General features: G+C 65.3%; 14 protein-coding genes. 11 read left to right on the plus strand and 3 right to left on the minus strand.

What is annotated here, in order from left to right:
• The first annotated feature begins 48 nt into the window (after positions 1-48).
• Positions 49-1,740, plus strand: coding sequence for a ribonuclease J (locus ACYVLV_RS10900; RefSeq protein ID WP_460809876.1), 1,692 nt, complete (start codon positions 49-51; stop codon positions 1,738-1,740).
• A gap of 189 nt (positions 1,741-1,929) precedes the next feature.
• On the plus strand, positions 1,930-3,357 hold the full coding sequence (locus ACYVLV_RS10905; protein WP_460809877.1) for a sugar porter family MFS transporter: 1,428 nt from the start codon (positions 1,930-1,932) through the stop codon (positions 3,355-3,357).
• 73 nt (positions 3,358-3,430) lie between these two features.
• On the opposite strand, the gene ACYVLV_RS10910 is transcribed toward ACYVLV_RS10905, so the two are convergent.
• The gene (locus ACYVLV_RS10910; protein WP_460809878.1) at positions 3,431-4,678 is read right to left on the minus strand and encodes a PucR family transcriptional regulator; all 1,248 of its coding nucleotides are present in this window, start codon (positions 4,676-4,678) and stop codon (positions 3,431-3,433) included.
• Positions 4,679-4,802: 124 nt separating this feature from the next.
• On the opposite strand from ACYVLV_RS10910, the gene ACYVLV_RS10915 reads away from it, so the two are divergent.
• Genes ACYVLV_RS10915 through ACYVLV_RS10930 form a run of 4 tightly spaced genes read left to right on the plus strand, consistent with a single transcriptional unit; the run spans position 4,803 to position 9,878 of the window.
• Positions 4,803-6,359, plus strand: a complete 1,557-nt coding sequence (locus ACYVLV_RS10915) for a flavin-containing monooxygenase (RefSeq protein ID WP_460809879.1) — start codon at positions 4,803-4,805, stop codon at positions 6,357-6,359.
• Positions 6,356-7,282 carry an alpha/beta hydrolase gene (locus ACYVLV_RS10920; RefSeq protein ID WP_460809880.1) on the plus strand — a complete coding sequence of 309 codons (927 nt, stop codon included), beginning with the start codon at positions 6,356-6,358 and terminating at the stop codon, positions 7,280-7,282. Before ACYVLV_RS10915 ends, ACYVLV_RS10920 begins: the two co-directional genes overlap by 4 nt.
• Entirely contained in the window at positions 7,279-8,130 is an 852-nt protein-coding gene (locus ACYVLV_RS10925) for a 3-hydroxyacyl-CoA dehydrogenase (RefSeq protein WP_460809881.1), read from the plus strand. Before ACYVLV_RS10920 ends, ACYVLV_RS10925 begins: the two co-directional genes overlap by 4 nt.
• A gap of 50 nt (positions 8,131-8,180) precedes the next feature.
• On the plus strand, positions 8,181-9,878 hold the full coding sequence (locus ACYVLV_RS10930) for an AMP-binding protein (RefSeq protein WP_460809883.1): 1,698 nt from the start codon (positions 8,181-8,183) through the stop codon (positions 9,876-9,878).
• Between the two features lie 18 nt (positions 9,879-9,896).
• Here ACYVLV_RS10930 and ACYVLV_RS10935 read toward each other — a convergent pair whose 3' ends face one another.
• Positions 9,897-10,469 (minus strand): cupin domain-containing protein, encoded by a 573-nt coding sequence (locus ACYVLV_RS10935; protein ID WP_460809885.1) that lies wholly within the window; start codon positions 10,467-10,469, stop codon positions 9,897-9,899.
• A 299-nt stretch (positions 10,470-10,768) separates the two neighbouring features.
• Between ACYVLV_RS10935 and ACYVLV_RS10940 the strand changes: the two genes are divergently transcribed.
• The 4 genes from ACYVLV_RS10940 (at position 10,769) to ACYVLV_RS10955 (ending at position 15,400) form a co-directional block, all read left to right on the plus strand.
• Positions 10,769-11,668 (plus strand): metal-dependent hydrolase, encoded by a 900-nt coding sequence (locus tag ACYVLV_RS10940; RefSeq protein WP_460809887.1) that lies wholly within the window; start codon positions 10,769-10,771, stop codon positions 11,666-11,668.
• The gene (locus ACYVLV_RS10945) at positions 11,665-13,305 is read left to right on the plus strand and encodes a flavin-containing monooxygenase (protein ID WP_460809890.1); all 1,641 of its coding nucleotides are present in this window, start codon (positions 11,665-11,667) and stop codon (positions 13,303-13,305) included. Before ACYVLV_RS10940 ends, ACYVLV_RS10945 begins: the two co-directional genes overlap by 4 nt.
• A 110-nt stretch (positions 13,306-13,415) precedes the next feature.
• Positions 13,416-14,522 (plus strand): DUF3047 domain-containing protein, encoded by a 1,107-nt coding sequence (locus ACYVLV_RS10950; protein ID WP_460809891.1) that lies wholly within the window; start codon positions 13,416-13,418, stop codon positions 14,520-14,522.
• On the plus strand, positions 14,519-15,400 hold the full coding sequence (locus tag ACYVLV_RS10955; protein WP_460809894.1) for an SDR family NAD(P)-dependent oxidoreductase: 882 nt from the start codon (positions 14,519-14,521) through the stop codon (positions 15,398-15,400). The genes ACYVLV_RS10950 and ACYVLV_RS10955 overlap by 4 nt, the downstream gene beginning before the upstream one ends.
• Before the next feature lie 44 nt (positions 15,401-15,444).
• Here ACYVLV_RS10955 and ACYVLV_RS10960 read toward each other — a convergent pair whose 3' ends face one another.
• Positions 15,445-16,266 carry a PaaX family transcriptional regulator C-terminal domain-containing protein gene (locus ACYVLV_RS10960; RefSeq protein ID WP_460809895.1) on the minus strand — a complete coding sequence of 274 codons (822 nt, stop codon included), beginning with the start codon at positions 16,264-16,266 and terminating at the stop codon, positions 15,445-15,447.
• Between ACYVLV_RS10960 and ACYVLV_RS10965 the strand changes: the two genes are divergently transcribed.
• The gene (locus tag ACYVLV_RS10965; RefSeq protein ID WP_460809898.1) at positions 16,255-17,274 is read left to right on the plus strand and encodes a crotonase/enoyl-CoA hydratase family protein; all 1,020 of its coding nucleotides are present in this window, start codon (positions 16,255-16,257) and stop codon (positions 17,272-17,274) included. The genes ACYVLV_RS10960 and ACYVLV_RS10965 overlap by 12 nt on opposite strands.

A 17,274-nucleotide genomic window follows, 5' to 3' on the forward strand; every position in this document is an offset into this window, starting at 1 on the left:
CGCGACCCAGTCGCGACTGACCCAGAACTGACGCAGAACGGACACCCCTTGAGCCATCCTCATCCCGACCTCCAACGGCCACCGAAGTTGCCCGCGCAGGGCCTTCGTGTCGTCGCCTTGGGCGGCCTCGGCGAGATCGGTCGCAACATGACCGTCTTCGAGTACGACGGCAAACTGCTCATCGTCGACTGCGGGGTGCTCTTCCCCGAGGAGCACCAGCCCGGCGTCGACGTGATCCTGCCGGACTTCAGTTGGATCCGGGACCGGATCGACAAGGTAGTCGGCATCGTCCTGACCCACGGTCACGAGGACCACATCGGTGGCGTGCCCTATCTGCTGCGTGAGCGCAGCGACATCCCGGTCATCGGTTCCCGGCTGACCCTCGCGCTGATTCGCGAGAAGCTCAAGGAACACCGCATCGTCCCGAAGCTGCACGAGGTCAAGGAGGGGGACCGGGACAAGAACACCTACGGTCCCTTCGACCTGGAGTTCTTCGCGGTCAACCACTCGATCCCCGACGGTCTCGCCGTCGCGATCCGGACCGGTGCGGGACTCGTGCTGCACACCGGGGACTTCAAGATGGACCAGTTCCCCCTCGACAAGCGGATCACCGACCTGCGCGGCTTCGCCCGGTTGGCCGACGAGGGCATCGACCTGCTCCTGATCGACTCGACCAACGCCGAGGTGCCCGGGTTCACGACCTCCGAGCGCGACCTCGCACCGGCCATCGAGCAGGTCTTCCGGACCGCACCGCGACGCGTGATCGTGTCGAGCTTCGCCAGTCACGTGCACCGCATCCAGCAGGTGCTCAACGAGAGCCACGCCCACGGTCGCAAGGTGGCCCTGGTGGGTCGATCCATGGTGCGCAACATGGGGGTCGCCCAAGATCTCGGCTACCTCGAGGTGCCGCCGAACCTGATCGTGCCGCTCAACGAGCTCGAGAAGATGCCCGCCAAGAAGGCGACGCTCATCTGCACCGGCTCCCAGGGTGAGCCGATGGCCGCCCTGTCCCGGATGGCCAACCGTGAACACAAGATCCGGGTCGGCGAGGGCGACACGGTCCTGATGGCGTCCTCGGTCATCCCGGGCAACGAGAACGCGATCTCCAACGTCATCAACGGGCTGACCCGCTGGGGCGCCCACGTGGTCCACAAGGGCAACGCGAAGGTGCATGTCTCCGGTCACGCCAGCGCCGGTGAGCTCATCTACTGCTACAACCTGATGTCGCCGAAGAACGTGCTGCCCGTCCATGGGGAGTACCGCCACCTGCGCGCCAACGCCGACCTGGCCATCAGCACCGGGATCCACCCCGACCGGGTGATCCTCGCTGAGGACGGCGTGGTCGTCGACATGGTCAAGGGCAAGGTGAAGATCACCGGCAAGGTCGCCGCACGCAACATCTACGTCGACGGCCAGGTCGTCGGTGGCGTCACCGAGACCACCTTGCGCGATCGCGTCACTCTCGCCGAGGAGGGTGTCGTGACCGTTCTGGCGATCGTCGACGCCGACACCGGGCAGCTCGCGGACCCGCCGGACTTCCTGGTCCGCGGTTTCGAGCACGAGCCGAAGGCGTTCGACCCGGCTGTGACCGTGGTCGAGAAGACGTTGGCCCGGGCGGCGAGCGAGGGCATCGGCGACCCCCGTCAGCTCGAGCAGATGATCGGACGCGACGTCGCTCGGTGGGCCCAACGCGCCTTCCGTCGTACGCCGCTGATCATCCCGATCATCATCGACGCCTGAGTCGGGACGCTCAGCGCTCCATGCGACCGGTGCCCGATGTCCTCGGGCACCGGTCGCCGCAATATGGCAACCCTTTCGGGTGAAGAAGACTGCGTCGACGCGTGGCAGGATCGCTCAGCCAACCCTTTTCGGACGGTGCATTCCGGACGAGAAGGATGACGATCACGACCGCTCGGGAAGGCGGCAGCCATGACGACTCCAGTCACTCAATCCGGCCCTCGCGAGGAGCGGGACTACTACCTCGGTCGGACGGTTCATCTCGCGATGGTGGCCGCACTGGGTGGACTGCTCTTCGGATTCGACACCGCGGTGATCAACGGAGCCGTCGGCGCCATCTCCGAGGACTTCGACGTCGATGGTTTCTTGCTGGGATTCGTCGTCTCATCCGCCCTGCTGGGCTGTGTGTTGGGGGCCTACGCAGCGGGTCGACTCGCCGATCGCGTGGGCCGCGTCCGCGTGATGGTGCTGGCCGCGCTGCTGTTCCTGATCAGTGCCATCGGCTCAGGGTTGTCGGTCGGCGAGTGGGATCTCATTGCCTGGCGAGTGGTGGGTGGGCTCGGCGTGGGTGCGGCATCGGTGATCGCGCCCGCCTACATCGCCGAGGTCTCGCCAGCGTCCATTCGAGGGCGGATGGGGTCCCTCCAACAGTTGGCCATCGTGACCGGCATCTTCGTCGCTCTGCTCTCCGACTACTTCTTCGCGACCGTGGCAGGAGGTTCGGGTGAACCGCTTTGGGGGCTGACCGCCTGGCGCTGGATGTTCATCGCCGAGGTCGTGCCCGCGGTGGCGTACGGCGTACTCGCCCTGACCATCCCTGAGTCACCTCGCTACATGGTCGCCAAGGGCGACCAGGCTACGGCCAGGGAGGTGTTGCGATCGGTGATGAAAACCGGCATCGACGAGCGCATCAAGGAGATCAAGGGCACGGTGGTCCAGGACCGTCGTTCCTCGTTTGCCGATCTCGTCCGCCCCGGCGGTCACAATCTGCTGCCCATCGTGTGGATCGGGATCGCGCTGTCGGTCTTCCAGCAGTTCGTCGGGATCAACGTGATCTTCTACTACTCCTCGACGTTGTGGCAGTCGGTCGGCTTCAGCGAATCCGACTCACTCACGATCACCGTGCTGACCTCGGTGACCAACATCGTGGTGACCCTGGTGGCGATCAGCCTGATCGACAAGATCGGTCGTCGTAAGTTGTTGACCATCGGGTCGACTGGGATGGTCCTCTCGCTGGGGACGCTCGCCTATGTCTTCGCCACCGCGGCCGAGACCACCACCGAGGCCGGCGAGGTCCAACCGGTGCTCGGCGATACGGCCGGAATCGTTGCGCTGCTCGCCGCCAATGCCTTCGTCGTCTTCTTCGGGATGTCGTGGGGGCCGGGTGTGTGGGTGCTGCTGGGTGAGATGTTCAGCAACAAGATCCGCAGCACCGCCCTGGGTCTGGCCGCATCGGCCCAGTGGTTGGCCAACTTCGCCATCTCGACTTCCTTCCCACGGTTCGCCGACATCGGACTGGGCTTCGCCTACGGCTTCTACGCCTTCTTCGCGTTGCTGTCGCTGCTGTTCGTCATCAAGTTCGTGCCCGAGACCAGGGGCCGCGAACTCGAGGACATGTAGTTGCCAACTCGGTCCCATGAACTCGCTGACAGCGGGCAACTCGCTGACCCATCGGACTTCCTGGTCTGCGGTTTCAGGCGCGTTGGCCCAGCCAGTGGTCGACCTCGAGAGCCGCGCCGACCTCGAGGGAACGGGCCGCCCACCGCTGCGGCAGCAACTGCTCGGCGCGGTGTAGTCGATTGAGCACCGTGTTGCGGTGGGTGAAGAGGACCCGCGCGGCGCGGGAGGCGCTATGACCTTCGCGGACGTAGGCGCGCACCGTGTCGCGGAGGTTCGGGTCAGCGGTGGCCAACTCGCCCAGGACGCGGGAGACGAAGGCGCGTGCGGCCTGCTCGTTCTGCGTGGCGAGGTGGACCAGGGCGACGTCGTCGTAGGCCGCCGCGGTCACGTGGCTGGCCCGCAGCAGCATCTGCTGGGCGCTGACCGCCTCGAAGTGGCTGCGTCGGAAGCCATCGAGCCCCACGTCGGAGCCGCCCACAGCCACACGCACCGCACCGTCCTCGAGTGCGCCCGTCAGCGCGGGTGGGTCCAGGGGCTCGTGGGACCCCAACCAGAGCCAGAGGGAGGAGGAACTCGCGGGCAACGCCAGCATCTGGGGCGCAGCGACCCGTCTGCGCAACTCGTTCGCGCTGCGCATCAGCGCGGCCTGATCGGGCATGGCTGCGACCGTCCAGAGCACAGCGGCGAGTTGCGCCCCGCCCAGGCGGTACCCCAACCGGTGTTCGGCTAGGGCGAGATCCGTCGGGTTGTCGTCGAGGAGTTCGTTGACGGTGGCGAGCCGTTGGGTGTGGGACTGCCACTGGTAGTCCTCCCGTTCGCGTTGGATCAGTGCGACGAGGCCGTCGAGTGTGGCGTCGACCCATGAGCCCATCGATCGGGAGGCCAGATCCAATGATGCGGCCAGGACTGCCGGATCGGTCTCCACCTCGAAGGATCGCTGCATCCACAGACGCCAGGCCTCGTCCTTGGCGACCCGGTACGCCGTCCACACGGCGCGATCGGCTCCACGACGGATCACCTCCCGAGCGATCCCGACGACGGGGCCCTCGAGCGCCGGCATGACCGGAACGCGGGGCGCGACCGCCATCATGGTGGCCCAGTGGAGGACGTTGAGGCGGGTCGACTCTCGCACCTCTTGAGCCATGACCGGATCGGTGTTGAACGGCTCGCCGATCCCGGTGAGGGAGGCCTCCTCCACGCGTTCCAGCGCTCCGCTTGCCGGGTCGACGAACCACTTCGCCACCACCCGCAGCAGGCCCTCTGCGCCGTCCACGGGTGTGTCCAGCGAGGTCGGGGTCTCCGTCTGCTGACTCGGTTCCATGACCTTCAACCTATCGCTAGATGGGCAGGTGCACATTCATTAACTAATAGATGTGCGGAATGCCCTTGAAGACGTGACGTCCGCCACGGGAGAGTGAACGCACTGTCCCAGTGAAGGAGTCGCCATGAACCAGCCGTCCCGCACCGTCAACTCACTCGACCACGCAACGAACCCGGGCTCGTCGGGCTGGTTGAAAGAGGTGGATCTGCTGGTGGTGGGCGCCGGTCTCACCGGGCTCGGATTCGCCTCCCGGCTGAGGGCTGAGAAGCCTGAGAAGTCCGTGCTCGTCATCGACACCCATGAGGAGGTCGGGGGGACGTGGCACCTGTTCCGCTACCCCGGGATCCGGTCCGACTCCGACCTGATCACCTACGGCTACCAGTACAAGCCGTGGACCAAGGAGAAGGCGATCGCCCCAGGGGCGGAGATCAAGGACTACCTCCTCGAGACCGTCAACGAGTTCGACCTCGCCGGGCGGCTCCGACTGGGCACCCGGGTCGAGTCGCTGAACTGGTCCTCGCAGGAACAGCGGTGGACGGCGACACTGCGCGAGGTCGCCACCGGAGAGGTGTCGCAGGTGTGCGCGCGCTGGATCGTCTCCGGCACCGGCTACTTCGACCACACGGAGGGCTACCGCCCCACCTGGGAGGGGGAGGAGTCTTTCGACGGCACTCTGGTCCACGCCCAGCAGTGGACCGAGGACCTGGACTACGCCGACAAACGAGTGGTGGTCATCGGCAGCGGCGCGACCGCGGTGACGCTCCTGCCGGCGTTGGCCGAGAAGGCCGAGCTCGTCACCATGCTCCAGCGCTCACCCAGCTACATCCTGCCGCTTCCCTCGAAGGACCTGGTCTTCGACCTGCTGCGACGCTTCATGCCAGAACGCAGAGCATTCGAGGCGACGCGAAAGGCCAACATTCAGCGTCTCCGTGCTGTGGTCAGTCTCAGCCGGCGTCACCCGCGGGCCATGAAGTGGCTGATCCGTCGGATCAACAAGGCGTTCCTCCCCAAGGGCTTCGACGTCGACACCCACCTCAGCCCGACGTACAAGCCGTGGGACCAGCGGATGTGCTTCGTTCCCGATGCCGACCTCTACGGGGCGATCAAGCGCGGCCGCGCGACGATCGCGACCGACACGATCGAGCGGTTCGTACCGGGGGGCATCGAGCTCACCTCGGGTCAGTTCCTGGCCGCCGACATCGTCGTTGCCGCCACCGGGCTGAAACTGTTGCCGTTCGGTGGCATCGAGGTCGCGATGGACGGTGAGGTCCTCGACTGGTCCGACACGGTCGCCTACAAGTCGGTGATGCTCAGCGGGTTGCCCAACTTCTTCTTCGGGTTCGGCTACACGAACAATTCGTGGACGCTCAAGATCGATCTCGCCAGCGACTACCTGGTGCGGTTGCTCGACCACATGGACACCCAGGGCTTCCAGACGGTGGTACCCACCCTCGACAGCCCGGACGCGAAGCGCGCGCCGATGATCGAGGACCTCACTGCCGGCTACATCCAACGTGGCATCGCGGCCTTCCCGCAACAGGTCCACGACGGGCCGTGGAGCTTCAAGAGCCACTACCGATTCGACCTCGACCGCCTCGCCCAACCCATCGACGACGGCCACTTGACCTTCGAGCGCAGCGCCGAGCACGCGCCCCTCGCGGTGGCCGGAGACGTCGCATGAACCGCTCGGACGTGACCTTCCTCAGTGCCGGGACGACCTGCGCCGCCTGGCACTACGCCAGCCCGCTCAAGGCCTACGAGACCGACGGCGGCCGCCCGTGCGTGGTGATGGCGCACGGCTTCAGTGGCACCCGCGATGCCGGGCTGGAGGGGTACGCACGGGGCTTCGCCGCCGCTGGACTGGACGTCCTGCTCTTCGACTACCGCGGGTTCGGGGGGTCTCAGGGCGACATGGCTCAGCACGTCGATTATCGCGGTCAACGAGACGACTACCGGGCGGCGGTTGCCGCCGCCCGCCGGTTGCGTGGGGTCGACCCCGACCGGATCGTGCTGTGGGGGACGTCGTACTCAGGTGGGCATGTGCTCAACGTCGCGGCGCACGATCAGCGGATCGCTGCGGTTCTCTCCCTCACACCGGCCGTCGACGGTCTCCCGGTGCTGGCCATGATCGTCAAGTCGCATGGGGTCGGCAAGCTTCTCGCCCTCACCTCGGCAGGCCTGCGCGACCGGTTCGGCAGGCGCCCGGTGATGCTGCCTGCGGTGGGGCCGGCCTCGTCATCAGCCGTGATCGCCAAGGACGGCGCGCTCGAGGACTTCACCGCCGTGGTGGGTCCGATGTGGCGCAACGAGGTGCGCGCTCGCTGCACCCTCGATGTCGCCCTCAACCGGCCCATCACTGATGTCGCCAAGATTTCTGCACCGCTGCTGATCCAGGGAGGCGATCACGACTCCGTGGTCTCCACGTCGGCTGGGCAGAAGGCCGCACGTAAGGCCGTGTCCACGGCCGAGGTGCGGAACTACCCGGTGGACCACTTCGACGTCTACGCCGACCCCTGGCTCTCGACCGTTCTGCACGATCAGCTCGACTTCCTGTCCCGTCACCTCGGAAAGTCCGTCAACTCCAAGCAGAGGAATGCCGCATGAGCAGCGATATCACCAACGTCACCGTCCTGGGCGCCGGAGTGCTCGGCTCCCAGATCGCCTTCCAGACAGCGGTTCACGGCTTCGTCGTCACCTGTTACGACCTGGACCAGGACGCCGTGTCTGCCGCGCGTCAACGGCTCGAGAACCTGGCGGTCACCTACGAGGCAGAGGTCCCGGCCGCCACCGGGCGCACCGCCGAGGTTCTTGCCGGACTGACCGTGACCTCCGACCTGGCCGAGGCCGTGAAGGAGGCCGACCTGGTCATCGAGGCCGCTCCGGAGCTTCCGGACGTCAAGCAGGCGTTGTACGGCTCGCTGTCGGGCCTGCTGCCCGACCGGACGATCCTCGCCACCAACTCCTCCACGTTGTTGCCGAGTGATCTGGTCGGATCGACCGACCGCCCGGACCGGTTCCTGGCGTTGCACTTCGCCAATCGGATCTGGCAACTGAACACGGCGGAGGTGATGGGAACCGCTCACACGGATCCCGCGGTCTTCGATCGCGTCGTTGCCTTCGCCGAAGAGATCGGCATGGTGCCGATCCCGATGCACAAGGAGAAGGCCGGCTACGTCATCAACTCCCTGTTGGTGCCCTTCCTCATCGCAGCCGGGGAGCTGGCGGAGGGGGAGTACGCCGCGCCCGCGGACGTCGACAAGGTCTGGAGGATCGGCACCGGAGCTCCTTTGGGGCCGTTCCAGTTGCTCGACATCATCGGTATGACGACGCCGTACAACATCATGGTCGACGGCGACGAGACGATGCAGAAGATCGCGGCCTGGCTGAAGAAGGACTACATCGACCAGGGCAAGCTCGGAGTGGCGACGGGCGAAGGCTTCTACACCTACTAGGAATGGACTCCGGGGTGTGATGGCGGTCATGTTTGCGCGAGGATGCATCCATGACTGGCACCGAGGAACTTCGACGCGTCCGTGACCTGCTGATCGAACAGCGCACCGCCTATGACGAGGCGGTCGCTCAGTTCGAGTGGCCGGACGTGGGCGCGCAGTTCAACTTCGCGCACGACTGGTTCGACCTCTTCGCGCGCGACAACCCCGCCCCGGGCCTGGTGATCGTCGAGGAGGACGGCAGCCGAGCGTCCTACAGCTTCGCTGAACTCGTCGACCGCTCAGATCAGGTTGCGGCAGCGCTCACCGAGCACGGGGTCGGTCCCGGCGACGCCGTGATGGTGATGCTCGGCAACCAGGTCGAGCTGTGGGAGACCATGCTGGCTCTGACGAAGATCGGGGCGGTGATCATGCCGACCACGACGGCAGTGACCTCGACAGACCTGGTCGACCGGATCGCCCGCGGCGGTTCGCGCGCGGTGGTGGCCAACGCCGGTGACACCGCGAAGTTCGATGACGTGCCCGGCGACTACGTGCGGTTCGCGGTCGGCGCGACCGAAGGCTGGCTGGACCACGCGGCGGCGTACGACCGGAAGCCGGAGCCGGTGGCGCATCCCGGCAACAGCACTGACGACCGACTTCTCCTCTACTTCACCAGCGGCACGACCAGTCGTCCGAAGCTGGTCGAGCACACCCATCGGTCCTACCCCGTGGGGCACCTGAGCACGATGTACTGGCTGGGGCTGCGCCAGAGGGACGTGCACCTCAACGTCTCCAGCCCGGGGTGGGCCAAGCATGCGTGGTCGAACTTCTACGCTCCGTGGCTGGCCGAGGCGACCGTGCTGGTTCTCAACCAACGCCGGTTCGATCCGGTGGGGATGCTCCGCTCGATCCGAGAGGAGCAGGTGACGACCTTCTGCGCACCGCCGACGGTTTGGCGGATGCTCATCAACACCGACCTCGGCGATGGGCCGGGTCTGCTGCGTGAGGCGATCGGGGCGGGCGAACCCCTCAACGCCGAGGTCATCAAGCAGGTCCGCGACCAGTGGGGGCTCACCATCCGGGACGGCTTCGGTCAGACCGAAACGACCGCGCAGGTCGCGAACACCCCGGGTCAGCCGGTCAAGGCCGGCTCGATGGGTCGCCCGTTGCCCGGTGTACCCGTGGTCCTGGTAGACCCGGTCACCGACGAGATCGTCGAGGGGGTCGGCGAGGGCGAGATCTGCCTGGATCTGTCGCAGGCTCCGCCGTCCCTGATGACCGGCTACCAGGGAGACCCGGAGCGCAACGACGAGGCGATGCGTGGCGGTCGCTACCACACCGGCGACGTCGCGAGCCGGGACCAGGACGGCTACATCACCTACATCGGACGCACCGACGACGTGTTCAAGGCTTCCGATTACAAGGTCTCGCCCTTCGAGTTGGAGTCGGTGCTCATCGAGCACCCTGCCGTCGCCGAGGCCGCGGTGGTCCCGGCGCCCGACGCGGTCCGGATGGCGATCCCGAAGGCGTACGTCGTCCTCGCGCCCGGTCACGAACCCACGCCCGAGACGGCCCGGTCGATCCTGGCCTACGCCCGCGAGCACCTTCCGCCGTACCTGCGCGTGCGCCGGCTGGAGTTCGCCGAACTGCCCAAGACGATCTCCGGCAAGATCCGGCGGGTCGAGTTGCGGGCCCGTGAGGTCGAGGTCGCCGAGGAACGTCCGACGGGGGAGTACCGCGACGACGACTTCCCCGACCTCAAGGGCTGACGCCACCAGACGTCAACATCACGGCAGGACGGTGCCGATGCCGCACTTCCCGTCGAGCTGCGCCTGCTTGGCGGGGCTGGCCGGTGTCGAGAAGGGCCCGCCTCTCGGCACGTCGAAGAACGTCCCGACCAGGGTGATCGTCTCGCTTCCCTGGTTGAAGGCGGTGTGGACCTCGGGACCGGGCTCGAGGAACATGGTTCCGGTGTCGTACGGCCGCACCTTGCAGTCACGGCCGCGCATGTAGCTGAGTTCCCCACCGTCGATGACGCTGACCATCACCGGACCCGGATGGGTGTGCCAGGGGAAGGAGTCGCCTGGCTCGAGTTCGAAGGTCACGGTGGCGATCCTTCCGGGATGGCGTAGGTGAATGACCTTCTGGCGGGCCCCGTCGATCTTGACCTTGAACGTCATCCGAACCTGGTCGGTGAACCGGTTCGGCCCCTCCGGGGATTGGAAGACGTTGGTCGGCTCGGGCCGACCGGTGGCCTGGAAGGAGTCGTCACCGGCGACGACGGGTGCTCCGGGTAGCAGGGCCAGGGCGGTGATGCCACCAACTCCTGCGAGGGCGAACTTCTTGGTGAGAGTGAACATGTGATCGACCTTCGTTCTCCACCGGCGAATGCCGAGGGGTGGATGTTTTGACGGACCACTTCACCGTGCTCCGTTCGGCATCCGTCCGCATCCGGCATACCCCCTCAGATATTGCTGCGGCGTCGTACAACGCGAGCAGCCCCCGACCGCTCTGGCAGGGCTCCCATCGGGAGGCGACCCATTCGATTATGTTGCATAATTGAACACAAGTGTCTGTTAGTCTGCAACGCACGTCCTGGGGCCTCACCAGGATCTCCGAGGGAGTGTCCCCGGCCCGGTCGAAGCGGAAAGAAGATGTGATGACGGTTGTTCAGAGGGTCGGCACTGCTGACATGGTGGATCGGGTCTTCAATGTTCCCCGGGTGATTCGTCGGACGGTGGCCAGTTTCCCGGTGCGTCGGATCGGGAATGATTACGCCGATCAGACGCTCGATGACATGTGCCCCGGACATCCGGCGGTGACGGACCTGCTTGCGGGGATCTCTACGTTCTTTCCCCCGGGGGAGCGGTTCATGATCGCTTCGGCGATGTCGATCCGAGACCAGATCGAGGACCCGCTGTTGCTTGCCGAGATCGACGCGTTCGTGCGCCAAGAGGCACAGCACGCGAGCGAGCATTCCCGGCTCAACCAGCACATAGCCGCCGATGTCGGGATGGCAGCGGAGGAGATTTGCCGGGAGATCGATGCGCTGTGGCAGTTCGTCGAGCGAAACGCCAGCCCGCGCGTCCGAGCCGGCGTCACCGCGGCCACAGAACACTTCACCGGGTTCATTGCTGAGGTGCTGCTTCGTGACATCGAGTTCATCGACTCGATCCCAGACGGCAAAGCCAAGCAGTTGTTCGTCTGGCATGCGATCGAGGAGTGCGAGCACAAGGCGGTCGTGTTCGACGCCTACAAGGAGGTCGGGGGAAGCGAGCTGGAACGCATCGCCATCATGGCTGCCTATAGCGTCCCGGTCTTCCTCGCCGCATCGCTTCCCGTTCTTCGGCTCCTCGCGGGTCATGGTCGCCTTCGGAAGGTCGAAACCTGGGCCGATGCGGTGCGGGTGGTTGGTGGTCGCTGGGGCTGGCCACTTCTACGCGGTTACACGCAGTACTACCGGCCTGGATTTCATCCCAATCATCTACCGACGCGCGAGCTGGAGTTGTTCTGGCGAGACCGGCTGAGCATTGTTGATGACGGGAAGCGGACCGCGTGAGCGCGCTGTCGGTGAACGTCGCGCCCACGGATCCGCTCTTCGATGAGACTCGCGAGGCACTGCGCCCCGAGTCTGTTGACCGCGAGGCCCTCATCATCGGCGCGGGATTCGGTGGCTTGGGCGCGGGGATCGAGTTGAAGCGCCTCGGGATCGAGGACTTTGCGATCCTGGAACGCGACGGCGCGGTGGGCGGCACCTGGAATGTGAACAGCTATCCCGGCGTAGCGGTCGACATTGCCTCTGCGACCTACTCCTACTCCTTCGAGCCCAATCCGGACTGGAGCCGGGTCTATGCCCCCGGTGCGGAACTGCAGGCCTATGCGGAGCACGTGGCCGACAAATACGAGTTGCGAGCGCACCTCGAGTTCGGCACCACGGTGGTGGAGGCTCGTTGGGAGGAGATCGCCCAGTCTTGGTCGGTGCGGCTTGATGACGGCCGGGTTCTGACCGCCCGCTACTTGGTCGTTGCTACCGGAATCCTTTCCCAGCCGCGCAAGCCGGCGATTCCGGGGATCGACGACTTCGACGGCAAGCTGATCTACACCTCACGCTGGCCGCGAGGTGACGACCTAGCCGGCGAACGGGTGGCCATCATCGGTACCGGCGCAACGGCGGTCCAGGTCCTCCCCGAGGTGGCTAAGGTCGCCGCTTCGATCTCGGTCTTCCAACGCACCCCCATCTGGGTCACGCCGAAGCCCGACCTGCCGATCCCTCCCATCGCGCGCGAAGTATTCCGCCGGGCCCCGATCACGCAGAAGGCCGTACGCTATGCGAACGGTGGCTTCATCGAATACCTCGGCCTCGGTGTCCTTGCCTTCCAGCGCGCACCGTGGATCTTGAAGTCCTTTGAGCTGCTCTCCAAGGCTCACTTGCGCACCCAGGTTCACGACCGGGCGACGCGCGAGGCGCTCACGCCCGACTACGACTTCTTCTGCAAACGACCCACTTTCTCCAACAGTTTCTACCAGGCGTTCAACCGCGAAAACGTCGAACTGGTCACCGCGCCTATAGACCACATCGGTGCGGACGCGATCGTGACCGGGGACGGCCAGAAACGAGAGTTCGACACCCTGGTACTGGCCACCGGGTTCCATCTCCAGGAGGAGGGGAACTTTCCGGCCTTTCCGATCTACGGCCGCGAGGGGCGTGAGCTAGGCGCCCACTGGCGTGAGGACGGGTACGAGTCCTACGAAGGGATCACCGTCAGCGGGTATCCGAACCTGTTCAGCATGAACAGCCCGTTCTCTTTCACCGGGTTGTCGTTCTTCTATCAGGCCGAGTCGCAGATGGCTCACATGGCGCGAGTAATCGGCGAGATGCGGCGTCGGCACGCAGTGACGTTCGAGGTCAAACCGCATGCTCAACGTCGGTTCGTAGCGGAGATGGACGCCAAGGTCCGCACTTCGGTCTGGGTCCAAGGTGACTGCTCGCGTGCCAACAGCTACTACTTCAATGCCGACGGAGCGACCAGACTCGGACGGCTGGAGCCGACGGCGGTGGTCAAATGGCGCAGCAACCACTTCGCGGTCTCGGACTACCGGTATGACACGGTGACCGATCCCGCCGTGCGCGCTGCACATCGGGCGGCCGATGCCAAGGCAGTTGGCGCCAAGAAGCGACGATCGACCAAGAAGTGAGCCGACTATGGTCTCGGCCAGGTCCGTGTCTGCTTCGCAAGCGCCTGCCCCTTGGCGGTGTGCGTCGTCCCGGCGCGCCGTCAACGTTGGTGAAGTGGCTGCTCACGCGAGTGCCGTCGACTCGGCTGCGCACCCATCAGCACGGGGCCTTCGAGGCCAGGGTGCGGTTGGCGGCGTTTTTAGCCGATGAACCAGCCCGGGTGGACGCGGTGACGCTGCGGCCCGGAAACGCCTGGGTGGGCACAGGGGTCCAGGTGCGAGCGGGCGAGTCGATCACCATTCTGAGCCGCGGATCGCTGTGGGTCTCCGAATCGCTCGGGGTGGGCCTGGACGCCGCCCAGTCGCTGTGGAGGCGCATCGGATCAGCACCGGTCTCCTCGATGGCGTCGCGCGACGTGATCGCGTACGCCGAGACGACCGGGGAGCTGCAGTTCTTGGTAGCCGAAGCTGGCCGCGTCAATCAGTCCGGGGGCATCGACCCGGCGGTGAAGGCACTGCCCCTGCGTGGCGCGCTCAATGTGGTCGCCATCAGGTGGGGAAACGGCCCCGAGAACGCACTGCCTAAAGTTGTTGCTGTCGATCCCGAGTTGTTTGGCGCGGTTCACTCACGCCTGTTGCACCCACGGAAAACTCCGCCCGGATGGTCCTACCACCCGCGGATCGGAGCCGGGGAGATCTTTGCCCAGGTCGCTCCAACAGCGCCTCTCAACGCGTTCTCTCACGGTGACGTCGGCATTCTCACCCGGCCCGCCGTAGCCGGCATCAGCGAGGATCTGGTGCTGTCGTGGTCCTGGCGAGTCCATCGTTTGCCCTCACGAATCGCCGAGGATCTCGAAGCGACTCACGACTACTTCGCCGTGGCGCTTGAGTTCGACGACGGCCGTGACCTCTCCTGGATGTGGTCGGCAACGCTCGATGTCGGGACTGTCTTCCCCTGCCCGTTGGCCTACTGGGATTCACGGGAGACCCACGTCGTGGTGCGAACCGGCACAGCCGATCTCGGCAGTTGGGTGACTGAGCGTCGAGTGGTCCACCGCGACGTCGCCGCATTTCTGCCTGGCTCGGCCCCTGCACAGACAACAGCAGCTTGGCTCGTCGCGAACACCGCGATCCAGGGAGATTCAGCCGCGTTCGAGGTTCGTGACCTGCGGTTGGAATCGGCAAGCCAGCAGTTGAACCTCAACCTCACTCACAACTCCGAGAGGCCATCTCTATGAAGAACTTCGCCAACAAGACCGCCGCCATCACCGGTGCTGGCTCGGGCATAGGACGGGCGCTTGCGCTATCCCTGGCAGCACAAGGTTGTCATCTATCGCTTTCTGACATCGATCCGCACGGATTGGGTGAGACTGCGGCGCTCCTCGCCGACCGGGACATCACCGTTTCCACCTCGGTCGTCGACGTTGCGGACCGCGAACAGATGAAGCAGTGGGCGGTAGAAACGATCGAACATCACGGTCGAGTCAACCTGGTGTTCAACAACGCCGGAGTCGCCCAATCGGGCACCGTCGTCGCAAACTCCTACGAGGACTATGAATGGGTTCTCGGAATCAACCTGTGGGGTGTCATTCATGGCACGAAGGAGTTTCTGCCACACCTTCTCGCGTCCGGCGACGGGCACATCGTCAACATCTCCAGCGTCTTCGGCCTCCAGTCGCAGCCAGGGGTCAGCACCTACAACACCAGCAAGTTCGCAGTCCGAGGTTTCACCGAAGCGCTTCGCCAGGAGCTCGACATCACCGCGCCGGGCGTCAGCGCCACCTGCGTGCACCCAGGCGGCATCCGCACCAACATCATGAAGTCCTCACGCTTCGGAGAAAGCATGGCCGACTTGTTCGACGACGCCAACACCGTCCGCTCCGCCTTCGAGGGCATGCTGGTCACCAGTCCGGATGCTGCCGCCGAAGCGATTCTCAACGGCGTGCGCCGGAACGCACGCAGGGTATTGATCGGCCTCGATGCACGGTTCTTGGACCTCGAACAACGACTACTCCCGACCCGGTACCAATCGCTCAACGCGTCCGGGATCGACTTCTTCAGCGACGCATTCCGAAGGTTTCCGAAGCTCGTACCGGGTGCTGCCGGTCATCGCTGACGGGCCGTGAGTCCGTACCGTCGTGGACGTCGATGGCTGCGTGGCTAGAAGCCGACGTGCCGAACTATCGCCAGTTCCCGCAACTCGGCCTGGTATCGGAGATAGGCGGTTCGGAGTTTGCCACCAGGCCACATTGGTGGGAGTAGTTCCCTGGGAAGCAGGGGGTCTGTCGCGAGGTGTCGTACGAGATATGCGGCCGCCGCCAGTCGCGTGGGCGGCTCTTGGGTGGTCTCCAGTTGATGCACGAGGCGTTCGCCCTCCTTGGCCCAGGTCGGGAGGTCCCACAGCGCCGAGGCGAGGGTGGCTGGATCATCGTCAGGGTGGGCTTGGAAACAAGACAGCACTGGCTGTTCTTTGTACGTGGGATTGCGGCGAAGGTTTGCCGGCCGGGTCCACACGCCTTCGCGTAGCTCTGCCAGTCGAGCCGCACTGAGCGTTTCTCGGAGTGCCGCACGTGCGGCACCGGAGCGTCCCGCGACCGTGACGACTGCCATCTCCCAGGCCCCGCCCCAGGGGCGGTCCGCATCTTCGGCGGCCTCATCCTGACGCCGTTGACGATCCAAGAGCCGCTCGCCCAGGAGGTACTCGCCCTCGACACGCTGAAGGTCACCGGCTGCGACAGCTCGCGTGAGTGCTGCCCTCGCAGTCGACGGCACGATGCCGAAGTGCTCCCCAGCACGGGTCAGGTCGCTAGGACTCAGGCGGCGTGGATAAGCCCCGAGCAAGAGGCTGAGGATGACGGATCGCGCGCCGAGTGGCCGCAGCTCGGCTCTGGTTGAGGAGGAGGTCACTGGTCCAGTCTGACATGCTGCAAATGAATCAACATTCGTGGTCAATAGTGTAGCGTCAGAGACATGACTGAGCACGGGACCACTGACGCTTCCGCCTGGCGACCACCCGCTGCCGAGGGTTCAGGTTCTCCATCTCGGCATGCGACCGCTCCCCAAGACTCCGGCGCCGAATACCGCACCCTGACCTACGAGCTTGACGGCCGGGTTGCGCGGCTGACCTTCAACCGACCTCAACAGGGAAATTCGATCACTCCGGATACCCCGTTGGAACTGGCGCATGCTGTGGAGCGCGCAGACCTCGACCCACGGGTGCATGTGATCGTGCTGAGCGGTCGAGGCAAGGGTTTCTGTGGGGGGTATGACCTTGCCGCAACGGCCGAGAACCTGATGGATGGCGGTATCGGTGTGAGTAGTGGCGCGGAGGGGACCGTCCTGGACCCCGTCGTGCAAATGAACAATCACGACCCGGCAGGCACCTGGGATCCGATGGTCGACTACGCGATGATGAGCCGCTTCACCAGGGGTTTCGCAAGCTTGCTGCACGCCAACAAGCCGACCGTCGCGAAGATTCACGGTTTCTGTGTTGCGGGTGGCACCGACATCGCACTGCACTGCGACCAGATCGTGATCGCGGCCGATACGAAGATCGGGTACCCGCCTACCCGGGTCTGGGGGGTGCCTTCGGCCGGCATGTGGGCGCACCGCCTCGGTGATCAACGAGCGAAGCGGTTGCTGCTCACCGGCGATTGCCTGTCTGGTCGTGAGGCCGCCGAATGGGGGCTGGCGATCGAGGCCCCCGAGCCGGACCAACTCGATGAACGAACCGAGATCCTCGTGCAAAGGATCGCCGCGATGCCACTCAACCAACTGATGATGGTCAAACTCGCTTTGAACTCGGCGCTCCTCGCCCAGGGGATTCAAAACAGCCAGATGATCAGCACGGTCTTCGACGGGATCTCCCGTCATACCCGAGAGGGCTATGCCTTCCAGCAGAGAGCGGCTGAGGCGGGCTTCCGCCAGGCCGTGCGTGAGCGCGACGCTGCACCCTACGACGACTTCGGACCCTCTACCCACAAAGGATGA

This window comes from Nocardioides salsibiostraticola, from assembly GCF_054783655.1.

Bases quoted from the DNA above. Each gene is read 5' to 3' on its own strand.
- ACYVLV_RS10905 (WP_460809877.1), top strand. From the start codon at position 1,930: ATGACGACTCCAGTCACTCAATCCGGCCCTCGCGAGGAGCGGGACTAC.
- ACYVLV_RS10910 (WP_460809878.1), bottom strand. From the start codon at position 4,678: ATGGAACCGAGTCAGCAGACGGAGACCCCGACCTCGCTGGACACACCC.
- ACYVLV_RS10915 (WP_460809879.1), top strand. From the start codon at position 4,803: ATGAACCAGCCGTCCCGCACCGTCAACTCACTCGACCACGCAACGAAC.
- ACYVLV_RS10920 (WP_460809880.1), top strand. From the start codon at position 6,356: ATGAACCGCTCGGACGTGACCTTCCTCAGTGCCGGGACGACCTGCGCC.
- ACYVLV_RS10925 (WP_460809881.1), top strand. From the start codon at position 7,279: ATGAGCAGCGATATCACCAACGTCACCGTCCTGGGCGCCGGAGTGCTC.
- ACYVLV_RS10930 (WP_460809883.1), top strand. From the start codon at position 8,181: ATGACTGGCACCGAGGAACTTCGACGCGTCCGTGACCTGCTGATCGAA.
- ACYVLV_RS10935 (WP_460809885.1), bottom strand. From the start codon at position 10,469: ATGTTCACTCTCACCAAGAAGTTCGCCCTCGCAGGAGTTGGTGGCATC.
- ACYVLV_RS10940 (WP_460809887.1), top strand. From the start codon at position 10,769: ATGACGGTTGTTCAGAGGGTCGGCACTGCTGACATGGTGGATCGGGTC.
- ACYVLV_RS10955 (WP_460809894.1), top strand. From the start codon at position 14,519: ATGAAGAACTTCGCCAACAAGACCGCCGCCATCACCGGTGCTGGCTCG.
- ACYVLV_RS10965 (WP_460809898.1), top strand. From the start codon at position 16,255: ATGACTGAGCACGGGACCACTGACGCTTCCGCCTGGCGACCACCCGCT.